The 16,808-nt window shown below is 61.4% G+C and carries 16 protein-coding genes, 1 tRNA gene and 1 pseudogene; 7 read left to right on the top strand and 11 right to left on the bottom strand.

The window, feature by feature from the left end:
• The first annotated feature begins 113 nt into the window (after window positions 1-113).
• Window positions 114-752, top strand: a complete 639-nt coding sequence (locus tag WP12_RS02010; protein WP_235398894.1) for a hypothetical protein — start codon at window positions 114-116, stop codon at window positions 750-752.
• Between the two features lie 202 nt (window positions 753-954).
• On the opposite strand, the gene WP12_RS02005 is transcribed toward WP12_RS02010, so the two are convergent.
• The 7 genes from WP12_RS02005 to WP12_RS01975 form a co-directional block, all read right to left on the bottom strand.
• Window positions 955-1,824: a 2-keto-4-pentenoate hydratase gene (locus WP12_RS02005; RefSeq protein WP_152663858.1), complete on the bottom strand. Its 870-nt coding sequence runs from the start codon at window positions 1,822-1,824 to the stop codon at window positions 955-957.
• Window positions 1,821-2,639 carry an alpha/beta fold hydrolase gene (locus tag WP12_RS02000; protein ID WP_046192098.1) on the bottom strand — a complete coding sequence of 273 codons (819 nt, stop codon included), beginning with the start codon at window positions 2,637-2,639 and terminating at the stop codon, window positions 1,821-1,823. Before WP12_RS02000 ends, WP12_RS02005 begins: the two co-directional genes overlap by 4 nt.
• 43 nt (window positions 2,640-2,682) lie before the next feature.
• Window positions 2,683-2,910 (bottom strand): OB-fold domain-containing protein, encoded by a 228-nt coding sequence (locus WP12_RS01995; protein ID WP_235398887.1) that lies wholly within the window; start codon window positions 2,908-2,910, stop codon window positions 2,683-2,685.
• Window positions 2,911-2,999: 89 nt separating this feature from the next.
• On the bottom strand, window positions 3,000-3,956 hold the full coding sequence (locus WP12_RS01990; protein WP_235398885.1) for a thiolase family protein: 957 nt from the start codon (window positions 3,954-3,956) through the stop codon (window positions 3,000-3,002).
• A gap of 215 nt (window positions 3,957-4,171) precedes the next feature.
• Window positions 4,172-5,872 carry an ATP-dependent acyl-CoA ligase gene (locus WP12_RS01985; protein WP_084690921.1) on the bottom strand — a complete coding sequence of 567 codons (1,701 nt, stop codon included), beginning with the start codon at window positions 5,870-5,872 and terminating at the stop codon, window positions 4,172-4,174.
• The gene (locus WP12_RS01980; RefSeq protein WP_046192096.1) at window positions 5,869-7,236 is read right to left on the bottom strand and encodes an MFS transporter; all 1,368 of its coding nucleotides are present in this window, start codon (window positions 7,234-7,236) and stop codon (window positions 5,869-5,871) included. The genes WP12_RS01985 and WP12_RS01980 overlap by 4 nt, the downstream gene beginning before the upstream one ends.
• On the bottom strand, window positions 7,233-7,850 hold the full coding sequence (locus WP12_RS01975) for a flavin reductase family protein (RefSeq protein ID WP_046192095.1): 618 nt from the start codon (window positions 7,848-7,850) through the stop codon (window positions 7,233-7,235). The genes WP12_RS01980 and WP12_RS01975 overlap by 4 nt, the downstream gene beginning before the upstream one ends.
• A gap of 349 nt (window positions 7,851-8,199) precedes the next feature.
• On the opposite strand from WP12_RS01975, the gene WP12_RS01970 reads away from it, so the two are divergent.
• Together WP12_RS01970 and WP12_RS01965 are read left to right on the top strand one after the other, a co-directional pair.
• Complete coding sequence (locus WP12_RS01970; protein WP_046192094.1) at window positions 8,200-8,982, top strand: TonB-dependent receptor plug domain-containing protein; 783 nt, start codon at window positions 8,200-8,202, stop codon at window positions 8,980-8,982.
• Window positions 8,868-9,785, top strand: coding sequence for a TonB-dependent receptor domain-containing protein (locus tag WP12_RS01965; RefSeq protein WP_160299123.1), 918 nt, complete (start codon window positions 8,868-8,870; stop codon window positions 9,783-9,785). The genes WP12_RS01970 and WP12_RS01965 overlap by 115 nt, the downstream gene beginning before the upstream one ends.
• Window positions 9,786-9,882: 97 nt before the next feature.
• Here WP12_RS01965 and WP12_RS01960 read toward each other — a convergent pair whose 3' ends face one another.
• Window positions 9,883-10,338 (bottom strand): MarR family winged helix-turn-helix transcriptional regulator, encoded by a 456-nt coding sequence (locus tag WP12_RS01960; RefSeq protein ID WP_046192092.1) that lies wholly within the window; start codon window positions 10,336-10,338, stop codon window positions 9,883-9,885.
• Window positions 10,339-10,748: 410 nt separating this feature from the next.
• Here WP12_RS01960 and WP12_RS01955 point away from each other — a divergent pair, with 410 nt between their 5' ends.
• From WP12_RS01955 to WP12_RS01940, 4 genes are all read left to right on the top strand, one after another.
• A complete protein-coding gene (locus WP12_RS01955; RefSeq protein WP_046192091.1) occupies window positions 10,749-11,915 on the top strand; it encodes an acyl-CoA dehydrogenase family protein in 1,167 nt (388 codons plus the stop codon).
• Between the two features lie 94 nt (window positions 11,916-12,009).
• Window positions 12,010-12,948: an NmrA family NAD(P)-binding protein gene (locus WP12_RS01950; RefSeq protein ID WP_160299121.1), complete on the top strand. Its 939-nt coding sequence runs from the start codon at window positions 12,010-12,012 to the stop codon at window positions 12,946-12,948.
• Window positions 12,949-13,001: 53 nt separating this feature from the next.
• The gene (locus WP12_RS01945; protein WP_046192089.1) at window positions 13,002-13,343 is read left to right on the top strand and encodes a hypothetical protein; all 342 of its coding nucleotides are present in this window, start codon (window positions 13,002-13,004) and stop codon (window positions 13,341-13,343) included.
• A gap of 21 nt (window positions 13,344-13,364) precedes the next feature.
• Window positions 13,365-14,249, top strand: a complete 885-nt coding sequence (locus WP12_RS01940; RefSeq protein ID WP_052730157.1) for an aromatic ring-hydroxylating oxygenase subunit alpha — start codon at window positions 13,365-13,367, stop codon at window positions 14,247-14,249.
• Between the two features lie 118 nt (window positions 14,250-14,367).
• On the opposite strand, the pseudogene WP12_RS01935 reads toward WP12_RS01940, so the two are convergent.
• The 3 genes and pseudogenes from WP12_RS01935 to rodA all read right to left on the bottom strand — a co-directional run bounded on the left by WP12_RS01935 (window position 14,368) and on the right by rodA (window position 16,780).
• Window positions 14,368-15,245 (bottom strand): annotated as a pseudogene (locus WP12_RS01935) (transposase).
• Window positions 15,246-15,509: 264 nt separating this feature from the next.
• A tRNA-Lys gene (locus tag WP12_RS01930) sits at window positions 15,510-15,585 on the bottom strand.
• A 94-nt stretch (window positions 15,586-15,679) separates the two neighbouring features.
• The gene (rodA, locus tag WP12_RS01925; RefSeq protein ID WP_046192088.1) at window positions 15,680-16,780 is read right to left on the bottom strand and encodes a rod shape-determining protein RodA; all 1,101 of its coding nucleotides are present in this window, start codon (window positions 16,778-16,780) and stop codon (window positions 15,680-15,682) included.
• Window positions 16,781-16,808: the final 28 nt, after the last annotated feature.

Here is a 16,808-nt window from a genome sequence, read left to right as displayed (position 1 = left end):
GTCGGGCTGACCGGTCGTCTGTCGATTGCGACGAGATATGTGCATAGGAACGCGCAACAGCGTGATAATATGCCGGCTGACCAACGTTACAGACACTCTGATGCGGGAATGACATGAAGGACACCGACGATACGGCTTCGGAACGCCGCCCGAGCGCATCCGAACGCATCCTCCGCGCCCTGGCATCCGAATTTCCGCGTCTGCACGACCGGCAGAGCTTTCTGGACAGCCCCTCGCTGCGCGAATGGTTCGAGAAGGACGGCGAGCCCGGCCTCAGCGACAATGAGCGGCAGGCGGTGGCGCGGGCGCTGTCCCGGCTGATCAGCGACGGCACGATCGGTGAAGTGCTGTGGCCGCGCGGCCATGCCGAGAAGATACTCCTGCCCGAACAGGGCAAGATTGCGGTGTCGGTCGATCTGGGCTCGATGCGTGAGGAGCGGCTGATTTGGGAGGGAACGCGCGCGGGGCCCGAGCCGTCGCAGGAACGCATCGTCACCGAGATCATCGATCGCTCGCGCGGGTGGATCACCGAAAACCTCGACGGCGGGAAATTACCGCTGCTGCTCACCAGCGCGAGCATCATCCACGGCTCGAACGCCTTCGATATCCTGATCAGCGCGTCTTACCGGAACCCGTACAACCTGCTGCGTTATACCCGCGAGGTCGTCCAGGTCGTCAACCATGTCGCGGGCACGCATACCATGCTGGTCGCGCAGAATTACGGCTTCCCCAATTTTGGAAATGGGAAATAGCGCGCGATCTCAACATGCCGATCCGGCGGACGACGAAGGGGCCCGATCGGGGCCCTTCGCATGTCATCCCAGCGCACCACCATTGTCTGCTATTACGCCGCCACACTGGCCTAAATCCGACCGCCGTTGACATTCACAATCGACATGGTGGTTCCGCCGCTGCGCCTCAAGCCGTGATTGGCGTGACTGCCCTGTGGTGGCGCTACCCGGTGGGCTGGGCCGCGACGACCGTGCAGGTAATGTGCCCGTCCGCTCCGAAATCGGCATTGCAGCTTTGCCCGATCGTCACGGTATGGACGCCCGTCAGCGCGCCGGTCGATATCTGCATGCCCTTGCGAAGCGGCAGGCCAAGGCGAGCGGCCTGACCGAGAGCAAAGGCAAATGCGCCCAGTGGGCTGCCGGGAATAACCGACGCTGCGGCGGTCCCCACCACGGAACTTCCGATGCGCGTTGTGCAGCCGATGGAGTCCAGTGGTCGATCGCGCCAGCCCACGATTTCGGCGCCGACGATCAGGCCATTATTGTTGCCATACGCCGCGATCGTCGCGAACGAGCCCAGGTCGTTGATCGAGGCGAGAGGACTACCTGCGATCTCGACGCCGATATGCATCGCTCCGGCCACCTCAAGCGCTTGTTCGATCGTCCAGTCAAACTTCTCGGGAGGACAGTCGCTTGCGACGGTAATGATAAGTTCCGCCTCAAAAGCGGCAAAGCCGCCCTCTATGGCGGGAAAGGGCGTATCCTTGCGTGCAGTTCCGATCTGCGTCGCGAAAATCGGTCCGATGAACCGCTTCTCGCCCAGGCTCTGGGCAAGCTCCGGTAAGATCCGCCCGACTTTCCACCCGGCCACGGGATCGGGCCAGAGCGCGGTGGCCGCGCTTTGAATCGCGTAGGAATCGTCGAGATTCAATGGCGGCGATCCGGGATAATCCGGGAAACCGCTGGCCTGCCGACGGGCCCTGGCGAAGATGGCGGCCTGTTCTTCGATCGACAGAGCAGGCGGTGGCGTCAGGACCATATCTGAGGCGCTTTCATTGCTGCCGTGCTGCGAAATGGCAGAGGGCTGTGTCATCGCGGTATCTCCTGAAGCGTATCGAGGAAAGCGAGGATCGCTTCGGCAAAGGCGGTCGGCTTCTGATCGGGCAGCGGGATCATGCCGCCCGGAATTTCGATTTGCCTGGCGCCCGGAATCGCGGCTGCGATCTCGGCCGGGCTGGCGTGGTGGTCATGTTCTGCGCCGATCACCAGGGTCGGACAGGTGATCCGCTTCAGGCGGGGCTCCATGACATAGCGATTGACGACCCGGTGCCCCTCGGCGGCCAGCGGACCCGCCTTGAGCGCATCAATAAGATAGCGATCCAGTAGCGCGGCCGCGCCTTCGGGATAATGAGGTTGCCGCTGGCTCCACAGGTCGGTCAGGTGACTGCCGTCCGGGGCGGGTGTGAAAGCATCGATCGCGGCGGGTTTCCCGGCGGTGCGGGCGCGCCGGGCCGCATCGACCAGCGGAGGGGAGGACAGTATAAGGGCGGAGACCCGGTGACTGGACGCAGCAGCCATTTCCATCGCAATTGCCGCGCCCGTATGATGACCGACGATAGCGGCGCGCTCGATATGCAACGCATCGAGCAGATCGATCGCGCATTCCGCCCAACTCTCGATGGAATTCTCGTCGGCGGGCAAGGCGGAAGAATCCCCGAAACCCACCGTGTCCATCGCGATCGCGCGATAGCGTGAGCCCAGCAGCGGCAGGACCTCGCGGAACTCATCCCAGGACCGGGGGGTCTGGTGCAGCAGCAGGACCGGCTCGCCTTCGCCCGCCGCCGCGATATGGAGTGATGCCCGGCGCGTCGTGACGAAGTGGCGCTCCACCTTTGGGATCTTCGGCATTGGTTCTCCTCTGTCGCTGGCTTTCGCGGCTTGCGCGGGCGGGTTAGATCCGATGTGCGGTCAGGGATTGTCGGCCCAGAGGATCGGGGCCTGCCTTGACCCTGACGGGTTCGCCGGGTTGCACATCGGCCGCCAGGAAGCAGATCAGATGGGCGCCGGACGTCAAATCTACCGTGCCCAGTGCAAGCGGGAGGGCTTGCTGCCACTCCGCTTCGGATGAGCGATGCAGGACGGTTCGTGCCAGCAGCCGGCCGTCGCCGGCATCGTCCATGAGGGCCAGCTTGTCGCTCAGGCATGCGCGGCATAGGTCGCGCAAAGGATATTGGCGCTGCTGGCATTCAAGACAGACTTGCAGTCTGATCATGATCGCTGACCTTCCAGGATTGCGGCGGCGGTCGCCAGGCAGCGGTCGAAGTTCACCATTCCATAGCCGCTCGCCAGCGCGAGCCGCGCCCCTTCGACCTGCCGCCCCAGGACTTCGCCGGTTATCTGCCGAATGGCCTCCACTACCGGCAGAAAGCCGCCCGCGGCGCCGGCCTGTCCACATGAGAGTTGTCCGCCGCTGGTGTTGATCGGCAGCCTGCCGTCGACAGTGATCCCCTGTTCGCGGATGAAGGCCGCCGCACCTCCTTTTTCGCAGAAGCCAAGATCCTCCAACTGCATCATCACGATAACCGGATAGTCGTCGTAAAGCTGGGCGCAGTCGATGGCCGACGGCTCGACGCCGGCTTGCGCCCAGAGCTGGTCGCGGTCCATCGCCCAGCCGCTTTGCACGGCGACGGGATCGTCCGAGAAGGCGTTATGTCGTTCGATCGCGCCGCGGATGGTCGCATAGGGCAGCCCCAGCGCCTTGGCGCGCTCGACGCTCATCACCAGAAAGCCTTCAGCCCCCGCGCATGGCATCACGCAGTCGAACAGGTGCAGCGGCGTCGCGATGGGAGGCGCGTTCAGATAGTCGTCCAGGGTCAGCGGCTTTTGCCCCAGAAGCGCGTTCGGGTTTCCGATCGCGTTCGCGCGGTGCGCCAGCGCGATCCGGGCAAGATCCTCTCGCGTGGCGCCGAACCGGCGGATGTAGTGATCGGTGATCAGCGCGAAAACAGCGTTGGGACCGCCAGCGCCGAAGGGATAGACGGCCTCGCTGGCGAACCGGCTGAAACGGCGGCGCAAATCCTCGAAGACCCCCTCGTTCGCGGTATCGCCCGCTATGCACGCGACGATCTCGGCATCGCCGTCCTGCACGGCCCGCGCCGCCCGCCGCAGCGCCATGACGCCGCTGGCGCCGCCGGTGGGAATCCATTCCAGCCAGCGCGGCGTCATCCCGAAATGCTCGGTAAGCGCAATGCTGGTATCCGGTCCCAACGTGAAAGATGAGGCCGAGAACCCATCGATATCCGCTTTCGCCAGCCCGCTGCGCTGGAGCAGGCCGCGCAAGGCGGATCCGATGAACCAGTGCGCATGACGGTCGCTCCGCCGCGCATAGGGCACGGTCACCGGGCACGTCACGGCAACCCCGTCATAGTCGCGCGGCATCCTCAAGCGGCGGGCCTCGGCTGAGTGCTCTTGCCGGTGCGGCCACAGGCCTCGCGATCCCAAGTGGCGGCGGTGATGCCTTCCTCGCGCAGGCGGTATTTCTTGATCTTGCCATTTTCCGTCAAGGGCAGCTCATTTGCGAATGCCAGATATCGGGGCACGGCAAAGGATGTCAGCCGGGGAACGCAGAAATCGAGCAGTTCGCGGGCGGCGAGTTGCGCGCCTTCGCGCAGAGTGACCGTGGCCATGACTTCTTCGTCGCCAAACTCCGAGCTTACCGGATAGACGGCGGCATTCGCGACGTCGGGATGGGCAAGCAGGACTTGTTCGACCTCGAAGGCGGAAATATTCTCTCCGCGGCGCCGGATCACGTCCTTGATCCGGTCCACGAAAGAGAAACGGCCGTCAGCATCGCAGACCACCCGGTCCCCGGTGTGAAACCACAGGTTGCGCCAGCTGGCGACTGTTGCTGCGGGCAGCCCGTAATATCCGGTCGACGTGGCAAAAGGCAGGTCGGACCTCAGGACCAGTTCGCCCGCAACGCCGGGGGGGAGTTCGTTGTCGTCCGTGTCGACCACGCGCGCCGAGAAACCCGGTCTGATGCGGCCCATGCTGCCAGGGCGTCCGGTGCCGGGGCGGTCGCCGATAACGAAGTTGGTTTCCGTCGATCCATAGCCGTCGAAGGCGGCAATGCCGAAGCGGTCGAGAAACTGTTCGGCAAGAGCCTCCGACACACCCGGCACGAAGGCCCTTGGGCACGGGTGATCGCGGTCCGTTTCGGACACGGGCCGCGAGAGAAGGATCGAAACCATGGCCCCCAGCAGATAGGTCATCGTCGCCCCGTGCCTGCGCAGTTCGGCCGTGAAGTTGCTGGCTGAAAAACGTTCGAGAACGCTCAGGCTGGCGCCGCTCAGCATTGCCTTGAACACGCAGCCCAAAGCGTTTGAATGAAACAGCGGGAGGGTGGTCAGAAGCCGATCATCTGCGCGGGTTTCCAGCGTGTCGATCGACAGCAAGCCCCACCAGAAGAACTGCGCATGGGGGCAGCAAACGCCTTTCGAGGGGCCGGTCGTTCCCGACGTATAGAGGATCGCCGCCGTGTCCGATGGCAACGTGGTCGGACACGGCGCAAACTTTGCGCCCAGGGGCGGCAGCGATGCCATGGTCCAGGGGCGGGGAGCGGTGAATTCGCATTCGGTATCGAGTTGCCAGACTGTCCTTATGGACAACGCCTGCTGATCCAGTTCGAAAAGCGCGGCCACGCCATCGCTATCCGCCGCGAACAGGGTCGCGCCGCTGTCTGCCAGAACGTGCTGCAATTGCTGGCCGCGGGCGGCGCGATTGACGGGCACGGCAACGGCATTGATCCAGGCGCAGCCGAAAAAGATGTCGAGAAACTCTATGCGGTTGCCGCACTGGATAGCCACGCGATCGCCCTGGCCTATGCCAGCATCGCGCAAGACTGCGGCCATCGCGGCTGCGCGTTCTGAAAGATCGGAAAAGCTGTAATTTGTGCCGCCGATCCAAAGCGGGCCACCTCCGTCAATGGCAGCCTGGCGCTGCAGCATGACAGGAATGAGCCTCTCGGAAGGTGCGAAACGATCGATCAGTGCGGTCGCTGTCGTGCCCCAGGCATCGCCATCGAATTGCAAGCCTTCAGTGCGGCGAGAGGTATCCGCAAGCGTCTTCGCAAGGTCAGTCATAGGGCCTCCATGACATCCGGATGTGCATTGCGGCCAATGCGGGAAGAGGCGCGCGCCGGCACCAGGAGCATGAACAGTCCGGCGAGGGTCGCCGTTGTCGCGAACAGGTAGAAATTCCATTTCACGTCAAGGCCGTACTCAGCGATGAGCCCGGCAAGCAAAGGGCCGGAAACCGCACCCACGCGCGAAAAGCTGAGCGCGCAGCCCACGGCCGTCGCGCGTAGGGTGGGTGAAAAATAGGCGGAGAGATAACCCGTCACCACCACGGCGGCGGACGCGCCCACGCCCGTAAGGGCGACGATGCAGTAGGTAAGAGCCTGCGGCCACGGCGTGGACAGCGCAAGGATCGTCAGCCCCGCGCCGCAAAACGCGCAAATGATGACGCGCACCTGGCCGAAACGATCCGCGAGGCTGCCAAGCATGATGCCGCCCGTGGCGGACCCTAGAGCGAAAGCCCCCAAAAACAGGATGCTGGACCCAAGCTCATAGCCCGCCGAGCGCATGATCTGCGGCAGCCAGGTGGTGAGGCCGTAGATCATCAGCATCCCGGACAGAGTTGCCAGCCAGAATCCGATCGTGGCTCTTGCAAATCCCGATTGGAAAAGCGCTCTGACTCCCGGCGAAACCGATGCCTCCGAACTGGCCTCCTCCCATTTCGGAAGAGGCAGATCCAGCTTTGCCGCTATGGACCGCGCTTCGGCCTCACGCCCTTTGGATAGCAGGAACAGCATCGATTCCGGCAGCCAGCGGATGAAAACGGGGAGCATGACGATGGGCAGGATGCCAAGCGCTATGATCCCGCGCCATCCGGCAGATTCTAGCCAGAAATAAGAGGCGAGCGCGGAAAGCAGAATACCCAGCGGATAGCCCGAATACATGAGGGTGAACCGCCGGTTCACCTTGCCCGGTGGCGAATATTCGGTGCTGAGAGCGGAAACCACCGGCACGATGCCGCCGACGCCCAGACCGGCCAGCACACGGCAAACGGTGAAAAGGAAAGGGGTGGGGGCAATCGCGGCAAGGCCGCTGGCAACGGTGAACAGGGTAAAGCCGGTGATCAGCGTGAACTTGCGGCCGTGCCGGTCGGCCACCACGCCGAAAACATAGGCTCCGAAGAACATGCCTACCAGGGTGGCGCTGGCGATCGCGCCGAGGGCCGCGGCTCCGAGGCGCCAGTCGCTGTCGTCTACCAGCGCCGGCATGACCGCGCCCAGCGCACCTATGTCATAGCCTTCGGCGCAAAGGGCAAACCAGCACAGGGCGGTGACCAGGATGCTGACGCGATTGACGCTCTTCGGATCGGCGGCGGGGGAGGACGGGGCGGCGTCGCCTGCTCCAGATGTGCGGTCGTGTTGGCCACTCACCGCGAGGCGCCTGTTGGCTGGTGCGGGAAAGGTGCGTCGCAGCGGACGTACCAGCCTGGCCCGTGCATGCGCCCCGCCAATACCAGCGCGGGGGTGTCGACCAGGCATTCTTGACTGTCCAGCAGGTACCGGTCCTGGATATGCATCGTGAGGACTTCCCCGATGATGATCGCTTGAGAAGGTCCGACATCCAGCAAGCTATGCAAACGGCATTCGAGACTGACGGGTGCGCTCGCAATGCGCGGCGGCCGAACGGTGATCGACGGTGTGAGGCGCAGTCCTGTCGCTTCGGCTTCGTCGACATCAGGGGGGAAATTGGCTGCGGTGCGGGTCATTTGCTCAACGTCGGATGACGTTACCAGATTGACGACCATTTCGCCGTTCGCCTCGATATTGGCACGGGTGTCCTTGGCCTCGCCGTTGTCCTGGGCCTGGATTCCAATGGCGACCACCGGGGGGGTATATCCCATCAGGTTGAAGCAACTGAACGGCGCGACATTGACGATCGCTTGCGCGTCCTGCGTAACGATCCAGGCAATTGGTCGCGGCACCACCGTGGAGGTCAACAACTTGTAGCGCTGGATGGCCGACAGGGCCGCCATGTCGAAGTCCATCTTCCTACAGCCCTCGTGATCTTCCGGAGTATTCCCGAAAATAATGCATTCACTCCAGCCGCGCGGCCTGAATGCATGCAGACACCGGATGGCATCGCTCAATTATAGAGGGTGCGGTCTTGGCGCGTCGATAGGTGTTGTCTGGAGTTGCCAACTGCGGATGTCCCTGACAACCTTCCCGGTTGCCGCCTGATGCAAATGGTTGAAGGCTGGAAATATTCGCTAGAGTAAACTCGTATTGCGATCAGCCCCGGGGTCGCGATCCTAATGATGCGCCGTCGTCCTAGTAATGGCCGGTTCGTTAAAGGTGGCTCAGCATCTGGCATATAGCATCATAGGGAGGGGCTTAATGGCCAATTCGCGGTTTTATCATGTTCTGGCACGATCAAGTGCCGTCGGTGCCCTCCTTCTGGCATCGCAAGCTTACGCCCAGGTACAGAATCCCGGGGCTGACAGGGTGGACGATGCACCCGACTCTATCGTGGTGACGGCGCGCAAACAGTCCGAAACCGTGACGGACGTGCCGGCGACGGTAAACGTCGTGTCGCCCGAGGCGCTGTCCGGCCGCCGGATCAATACGGGGCTCGATCTGAGCGGCATCGTTCCGGGCTTCCAGGTGGTGACGGGCCTCGCCGGGTCGGCGGAGCCACGTATCCGTGGTCTTGGATCGGTTACGGCGGTGTTCTCGATCGAAGCCTCGGTCGCCAGCTTCATCGATGGCATCTACGCCGCGCATCCGCGTGACTATGTTTCGCCGAGCTTCGACCTTGAGCGCATTGAGGTGATCAAGGGAACCCAGTCGACCACGCTCGGCAAGAATGCGACCCTGGGCGCCATCAGCTTCGTGAGCCGCCGGCCCGGCAGGGACTTGGGCTTTGAGGTGAGTGCCTCGCAGGAATTCAAGTTCGATAGCAGCCGGTTCGAGGGCGCGATCGACATTCCGCTCGGCGAGACGCTTCATGCGCGAGATCGACCAACCACTTCTATGAGCACACGGTCAATTCCTATTCCGGGTTCCTGCAGGGCAACGCCTCGCTCAGCGAACAGATCAAGCTTTCGGCGGGTGGACGGCTCACGCGGGAAACGAAAGACGGGCGCTTTGAGCGCACGACGATCCGGCCGGGTTCGGTGACGGCGATTTTCGCCCCGTTCCCGGAATTCACCATCAAGCGCAAAGAGAACAATTTTGATTGGAACGTGTCGGGCCAGTATTATCTAGACCGTCGCAATGTTCTCTATGCTTCGGCTTCGCGCGGCAACAAGAGCGGCGGCTTCCAGACGCTGCCATCCAATCCGGCTCTGACCGAATTCGAGGGGGAACGAGCCCTCACGCTCGAAACCGGGGTCAAGTCACAGTTGTTCGGCCGGGTGGGGCTGGATGTCGCGCTGTTCAGCACGACGGTGAAGGACTTTCAGTACGTCATCAACACCCCTCAAGGAAATGCGGTCACCAACGTGAAGGTCCGCAGCCGCGGTGTGGATGCGGCGGTGAACTGGCGGCCCACTCGGGAACTGCGCATCGACGGCGGCGTGGTATATGCCGACACGCGGATTCTTGAAGCGTTTGCCGGAGCGCCGGCAGGATCGCGACCGTCGCGTGCGCCGGTCTGGTCGGGCAATGCATCAATCATGTACAAGGTCGGCTTGTCGGAAAATCTCGATCTGACGGTCAACCCTTACGTCGATTTCAGCTCCAGCCAGTACAACCAGCTTCCTTCGGCGAATGCGCCCAAGCGACAGTCTTATGCATTGGTGAATGCAAGGGTGGCGATCGGGGAATCGAATGGTAACTGGGAACTGGCCCTTATCGGTAAGAACCTCACCAACCAGCAGATCTTCTACACGTCCACGACACCGTTGCTTGCCGGCGGGCCGTGGTACGGTAACATTTCCACGCCAGCGACCTTCGCCTTGCAGATTACAGTAAAGCGTTGAGCGGCTTGCGAGGGCGGGATTCCGAACCCCGCTCTCGCACAGACGTTGATGGAAGCGGGCATCAACGTAAAAAGGCTCCAGATGCCACGTAGGTCGATCAGACTGCCGCTATATTTTTCATGATCTTGTGCAGAGTGTTGAGCGTGGTTTGGAGATCGCTCTCCGAGACGCCGTCCAGACTGCGCCAGTACTCCCGTGAGGCTACTTTCGTGAGCTCGATCAGAACCTGGTGGCCCCGTTCGGTCAGGGAGATATCGGTGAAGCGAGAGTCCGACCGGCGCGATTCTGTATTGACCCAGTCATCGCGTTTCATGCGATCGATGATCTTGCTGACGGTGGATTGATTGAAGTTCGTGATTTCCACGATTTCCTTGATGCTCAGGGGCTTACCCTGCCAGAGCGTCAGCAGAAGTCGCCAGCGAGCGCGGTCCGTGCCTGTGGGGCGGAGCGCCTGAGCAATTCTCTCATTGTATAGATGTGCGGTGTGGGCGACGACGACGAAGAGATAATCATCCGGAATGAAATGATCAGACGCGGGATCGCCGGTTACCATTCTCTTTAAAGGCTCAGACTCGTCTGAATCGCAATCGGTATGCATTCGCATTTCATCCTTATGGCCGTGCTTCACGGGTATCAGATAATTTAGATCTTATTGAACGCTTAGTGAGCGCGTGCTTGGTGAGCGTTCGTTCGAAGTCGGATTACATCATATCCGATCGCCTGGAGCAGGCCGTCGTGGCGATGTCGCTCGAGCCTCGAGACGCTCATGTTCCAGCATTTCCTAAATTAGCAGCCAACCCTCCTTGACGCATAACAATCCCAGTTTCGGCGCGTAGGCCCGAACGAACACTCACTATTATTCGAAGTGCAACGCATCCAACGCAACTAAAGCCAACTCTTATAGCTTGGCCCGGCCAGGAAGCATAAATCTGCTCCATAAAAATCAACATTCAAGGAGCCACTATGTCGGCCGGCCTCGCAGTGGAAATGGGAAACGCAAACCCCGACGATTTGATCGCCTCCTTGCCGTTCCAGGCGGCCTTGGCGACGATCAGGGAGCGTGCGCCCGAGTTTGAGACCCTGGGAAAGATCCCCGCCGACATCATCGCCTTGCTGAAGAAGGTCGGTGTGTATCGCGCGGCCGTCCTGCGCCGCCACGGCGGGGATGAACGCGAACCGGCAGACATACTGCGGATGATCGAAGCCATCTCCACCGCGGACGGGTCGACCGGTTGGGTCGCCAGCTTTGCCCCGCAGGCGGCATTGTATATTGCCGCATTGCCGGCCCATCGCTTGAACGAGATGTACGCCGATGGCCCGGATATCGTAGTTGCCGGCGGGCTTTACCCGCTGCATCGGGCAGAGCGGATCGACGGCAAGCTGAAGGTAGGCGGCCGATGGAGCTTTGCCAGCGGGTGCACCGGCGCCGACTGGCTTGGCGTGGGACTGGCCGATGGGTCGGACGGTGCCCCCATGATGCTGTTGTTTCCGGCCGACCGCGCGGAAGTCGTCGAAAACTGGAATGTCGTGGGCTTGCGGGCAACCGCCAGCCACGATCTTGTCGTCAGGGATATGATCGTGGACGAAGATTGGTCCGCAGTGCGCGGCGGTCCTCCATCCTGCGATGCTGCTCTTTATCGTTTTCCTCTGGTCTGCTTCGCGGCTTTCAATCACGCGGTAGTCAATCTGGGCATCGCCAGGGCCGCGCTCGACGAGATGCGGGAGATCGCGGTCGGAAAGCAGTCCGTCACAGGGGCGTCGCGTCCGGCCGACCGGCCTTATGTGCAGCTGGCGATGGCGAGGGCCGAAACGCAGCTTCGTGCAGCGCGCGCGCTGTTCTATGACAATGTAGACATCATATGGGAGGAGATCCGGGCAGGGCGGGAGCCCACCATCGAGATGCGGTCGTTTGCTCGCTTGGCGGCGGGCTATGCGGCAAGCCAGTCCGCGGAGGTCGTCCGCCAGATGTATACGTTGGGCGGCACCACGGCCACGCGGCTGAGCAACTCGCTGCAACGCCATGTCCGGGACAGCATGATGGTCACCCAGCATGCTGTCTTGAACGACGCGATCTTCGAGAACGCCGGCCGGATACTCCTTGGGTTTGAGCCTCCGAAAGCTTACCCCTGACATGGCCGGCGGCGCGGATCGGTCCGGGAGCACCTCCCCGCATGCGGCGGGGTCACGGCAGCATGCCGACCACGCCGGCCCTGCCGGGAGCGAGGTGTTCGGCGAAACGGACGAAAAAATTCTCGTCTTCGGTGCGGGCGGCCATATCGGCGAGCCTCTGGCGAAATTCATGAAGTACAAGGGGCGCGGTCGGTCGCTGCGCCTGGCGACGAGCGTGCCGGAGCGCATGACTGCCATGCAGGAGGCGTTTCCGGACAGCGAGATCATCTGCGCGGACTATCTGAAGCTCGAGGACATGCGGCGAGCTTTCTCCGGCATCGCGCGCGCCTTCGTTATCACGCCCGATTTCCTCGACGAGAAGCGGGCGATGGCGAATGTCGTTGCGGCGGCGAGGGAAAACCCCTCGTTGCGGCAAATCGTTCGTATCTTGGGCGATCCTCCAGGGATGACGCTGGCTAAGGTGCCCGAGCGTGTGCTGGCTTTCGGGCGCGGGACGGCGATTCAGCATCTGCAGGCCCGGCAGGTGCTGGAGGACAGCGGTCTGCCGATCACATATCTGAACATCGCCGCTTACCTGATGGATGACTTTGTCCGGTGGGGTGAATTCATACGGTCCAGTCGAACGCTGATCATGCCGTTCGAGCGCCACATGACATGGATCGATTCCGCCGAACTGGGAGAAGCCGCGGCAAGGATCATCCTGTCACGGGACGACCGCCACCTGGATCAGGTCTACCACCTCAACAATGGTTCGGATTACCTGAATTTCGCCGAAGTGGCGGATATGGTCAGCGACGTCATCCAGGATCGCGTTCGCCACGAGGGCCGGACGGAGTTCTGGCTCGACCTGTTCGGCCCGCGCTTCATAAAAAGATACGGCCCGGGTGCTGACGAATACTTCCGGGAATATTTCGCGTTCGAGCAGAAGTTCCATTTCGCCTTTCATCGATCGGACATTCTGGAGCGCCTGCTGGGCAGAAAGCCCAAAACGCTGCGAGCATGGCTTGAGCAAAACCGGCACCACCTATTGTGAGTGATCAATCCGGACGTTCCTTGTGAAATGAAACCTTCGATCAGGAAAATGCGATGCTTAGAACGATGTTTTTTATTGGGAACTCACAGAATTTCCATGATCTGAAATCCGATGAGATAAAAGGCGTGCTGGATATATTTATCGAGACGCTGGGAAAATTTCAGGAAACCTTCGGTGCAAAGATCATCGCAAGCTTTGACGACGATCAGATGATGGTGGGACCGAGTGAGGGATGGCCGTGGACCGCCTATATCATTGCCGACGTGCCTGATCTGGACTCGGTTTTCAAGATCTGCGGGTTGTTTCGCGATACGGCCGTCGGGGATTCACGGCTTTGGAAATATGGCCGCATCCAGGCGCGCGTGGGAAGAACTCTGATGGGTCTGGATAACTAGTGTAATATTGGGAGCTCGGAAATGGATTTCCAAGATCTTGTTGAAAATGACAGCATTCATGCCTCGCTTTACACGAACGCGGAGATTTTTGACGAGGAAATCAAGAGGATATTTGAAAACGGCTGGGTCTGGGTTGCGCATGAAAGCGAAATTGCCGAACCGAAGAGTTTCAAGACCACGGTGATCGGCCGGCAGCCCGTAATCGCCACGCGCGATATCGACGGCAAGGTTTATGTGATGCTCAATCGCTGCCGGCATCGCGCTGCAGCCGTGTGCGAGGTCGAGCAGGGCCAGACCCCTCGGTTCCGGTGCCCCTATCATGGATGGCTTTATAACCTGAGCGGCAAGCTGATCGGCGTTCCTTCAGCGGAAGGCTATGGTGAGGATTTCGATCGTGCCGATTTTCCGCTGCAGCAGGTTCGCGCGGAGCAATATGGCGGCTTCTGGTTTGCGACTATGAATGACGAGGCGGAATCGCTCTCTGACTTTCTGGGCGAAGCCAAACCCTGGATCGACCTGTTCAACAAGCAGTCGGCGGGATGGCCGCTGGCGATCCTGGGCGCTCATAAATTCACCTATGACGGCAATTGGAAGATCGCATTGGAAAACAGTTCGGACGGGTATCACCTGCCCGTCGTGCACAACAGCTATCTGAAATACGTGGATTCCGAAACTGCCGACCGGCTTGCCGCGGTCACGAATTCCGAGACGCTCTATGTCCGCACGCTCGGGAATGGGCACTGCATAGGATTGTTCGACGACGACGCCGTCGATCTCGATCTGCCGTCACGCTACCCGAAGCCCAACCACTACAAGGCGCTGGAAGCCGAACTGCTGAAGGATTACCCTCAGGATGTCACGGAAATGGCGCGCAGCAGCAGTTCAAAGAGGTTGCGGGTCCGCTAACATTAGATTTCAGCCCACAGCAGAAAGTTGGCTATCGGCCCTATTCCGTTGAAAAAGTCGGCTGTGGGGTCGTTGGGAGCTACGCTCCGTGATGGATGTCAGGGGCGTCCTATGCCGATCAGGTCAGTGCGGTTGCTGGCATCGGGATTATCTTTGCGAGTTTGCGGAGGTTCTGAGCCGCTGCGGCTAGGTGGAACTCGTCTTTTGCGCCATTTGGGCCTCGCAGGCGCAGGTGATCCAGCTTCATGATGCGCTTGAGGTGGGCGAACAGCATCTCGACCTTCTTCCTCTGGCGGCGTGACACAAGATAGGCGTCGGTGGTTGCAATATCGCGGGCTAGGTCGCGCGCGCCTTCGTGGATCGATCGGGTGACCTTGCGAGCGGGCATGTTGGGCGTGCATCGCTGGTGGAAGGCGCAGCTCTGGCAGTCCTGCTGACGCGCGCGATAGCGGATCGACCCGTCCTTATCGACACCGCTGCGTGGTGTGCTGAAGTTGCGATTGGAGCGTCGCAGGCGGTGGCCACTCGGGCAGATATAGCTGTCGTCTTCATGGTCATAGACGAAGTCGGCGCGCTCGAAGCTGCCGTCGTTCCGGGCGGACTTGTCGAACACCGGTATTTGGGGCTCGATGCTCATGTCCTCGACCAGCCAGGCCAGGTTGGGCGCCGAGCCATAGGCAGTATCGGCTACGAGGCGCTCTGGCCAGATGCCGAAGCGTTCCTGCGTCCGCTCGATCATTCTGCGCTGGGCTCCTCGCATAGCCGCCGCTCGGAGCGGATGCCCATGCAGTACCCGATGATCAGCATCCGGATCATCAGCTCCGGATCGATCGAGGGCCGCCCTGTCTCGCTGTAGAAGGGCCGCAGATGTTCGCGAATGTCCGACAGGTCCACGAGCCGGTCGATTGAACGTAGCAGATGGTCCGACGGCACATGCCGCTCCAGGCTGAAGCTATAGAACAGTCCCTCCTGCGCCACCGTCCGCTCGCCCATCATCGGCTCGTCTCCGCTAATCCAGGACGATTGAATCAGGACAAACGCTACTTCAAGGCCGAGTTTTTCAACGGAATAGGCCCAGTTGCGGCCGTCCGCAGCCGGGCAGCAAGCGGCCCAACATCCGACATCGGTACCGATCGTGAGCGTGCAACGGACACTCAGATCGGCGCGAAAACGTCTCACGCCATCGCACAGCGACCGCTACCTAGCGTGCTACCTTGGTGCGAATTCCGACTTGCTAATGAGCGCTAAGTCTTTGAAAAATGGTGGACGCACTTGGGCTCGAACCAAGGACCCGCTGATTAAGAGTCAGCTGCTCTACCAACTGAGCTATGCGTCCACTTATCCGTCTGTCGGGTGTTGGCTTCCCGTCGTGGAGGCGCGCCCTTAGCATCGGGCCGGGCGCGATGTAAACCGTCTTGAGGATTAATTTTTCAGGTCCGGCGCGGCGAGCGGTCGATCGCCATCAGCATGCCGAGACAGATCAGCACCGTCATCATCGCCGAACCGCCGAACGAGACCATCGGCAGGGGGATTCCGACAACTGGCGCAAGGCCCATGACCATCATCAGGTTGATCGCAACGTAGAAAAAGATGGTAGTCGCAAGGCCTGCGGCGGTCAGTCGGGCAAAGCGGCTGCGCGCCCGGCCCGCGACCCGCATGCCCCAGCGGATCACCAGCATATAGCCGAGGATCAGCAACACCCCGCCGACCAATCCCCACTCCTCGGCCATCGTCGCGAAGACGAAATCGGTATGGCGTTCTGGCAGATAGTCGAGGTGGCTCTGGGTCCCGCCGAGAAATCCTTTGCCGAAGATACCGCCCGATCCGATCGCGATCTTCGACTGGATGATGTGATAGCCGGTGCCGAGCGGGTCGCTTTCGGGGTTCAGGAATATCTCGATCCGGTCGCGCTGATATCCATGCATCAGCGAATAGGCGATCGGGAAGGCGGCGGCGATCGCCAGCGCCGCGCCGCCGAAGAGCCGCAGCGGCAGCCCCGCGAGGAAAGCGACGGTGACACCGCCGCCGACGATCATCAGCGCGGTGCCCAGATCGGGCTGTACGAGGACCAGCAGGGCCGGCACGCCGATCAGCAGGGCGGGGGGCCAAACCGCGCTCCACCGGCGGATCTCGCTCGCGGGCAGCAGATCGTAGAAGCGTGCAACTGCGAGTACGATTACAGGCTTCATCAATTCGGAAGGCTGCAACCGGATAAAGCCCAGATCGAGCCAGCGACGGCTGCCACCGCCGACAAACCCAAACAGCTCGACCGCGAGAAGCAGCACGACCAGCACCCCATAGGTGGGCAGGGCGGCCATCTTCAGGCGCTCTTCACCCGCCCAGGAAATAAGTATTGCCAGGCCGATGAAGATCGTCAGGCGGATGCCCTGCGACATCGCCCATGGCGTCAGGCTGCCACCCGCGGCCGAATAGAGCACGACGAGCCCGAAGCCGGCGATCCCCACCACGAGCGCAAGCACTCGCCAAGGCACATGCTGGAGCGGCGCAGGGACAATCGAATCGCGGCTCATTCGAGATCGGTCCCGGATTGCCCCGCGC

This window comes from Sphingomonas sp. SRS2, from assembly GCF_000971055.1.
Lineage (GTDB): Bacteria > Pseudomonadota > Alphaproteobacteria > Sphingomonadales > Sphingomonadaceae > Rhizorhabdus.
Note: the sequence above shows the minus strand (reverse complement) of the source record. Positions and strands in the feature narration are given on the sequence as shown.

Bases quoted from the DNA above. Each gene is read 5' to 3' on its own strand.
- WP12_RS01955 (WP_046192091.1), top strand. From the start codon at position 10,749: ATGTCGGCCGGCCTCGCAGTGGAAATGGGAAACGCAAACCCCGACGAT.
- WP12_RS01940 (WP_052730157.1), top strand. From the start codon at position 13,365: ATGGATTTCCAAGATCTTGTTGAAAATGACAGCATTCATGCCTCGCTT.
- WP12_RS01960 (WP_046192092.1), bottom strand. From the start codon at position 10,338: ATGGTAACCGGCGATCCCGCGTCTGATCATTTCATTCCGGATGATTAT.
- WP12_RS02000 (WP_046192098.1), bottom strand. From the start codon at position 2,639: ATGCCGAAGATCCCAAAGGTGGAGCGCCACTTCGTCACGACGCGCCGG.
- WP12_RS01990 (WP_235398885.1), bottom strand. From the start codon at position 3,956: ATGACGCCGCGCTGGCTGGAATGGATTCCCACCGGCGGCGCCAGCGGC.
- WP12_RS02010 (WP_235398894.1), top strand. From the start codon at position 114: ATGAAGGACACCGACGATACGGCTTCGGAACGCCGCCCGAGCGCATCC.
- WP12_RS02005 (WP_152663858.1), bottom strand. From the start codon at position 1,824: ATGACACAGCCCTCTGCCATTTCGCAGCACGGCAGCAATGAAAGCGCC.
- WP12_RS01945 (WP_046192089.1), top strand. From the start codon at position 13,002: ATGCTTAGAACGATGTTTTTTATTGGGAACTCACAGAATTTCCATGAT.
- rodA (WP_046192088.1), bottom strand. From the start codon at position 16,780: ATGAGCCGCGATTCGATTGTCCCTGCGCCGCTCCAGCATGTGCCTTGG.
- WP12_RS01970 (WP_046192094.1), top strand. From the start codon at position 8,200: ATGGCCAATTCGCGGTTTTATCATGTTCTGGCACGATCAAGTGCCGTC.
- WP12_RS01985 (WP_084690921.1), bottom strand. From the start codon at position 5,872: ATGACTGACCTTGCGAAGACGCTTGCGGATACCTCTCGCCGCACTGAA.
- WP12_RS01995 (WP_235398887.1), bottom strand. From the start codon at position 2,910: ATGGACGATGCCGGCGACGGCCGGCTGCTGGCACGAACCGTCCTGCAT.
- WP12_RS01975 (WP_046192095.1), bottom strand. From the start codon at position 7,850: ATGGACTTCGACATGGCGGCCCTGTCGGCCATCCAGCGCTACAAGTTG.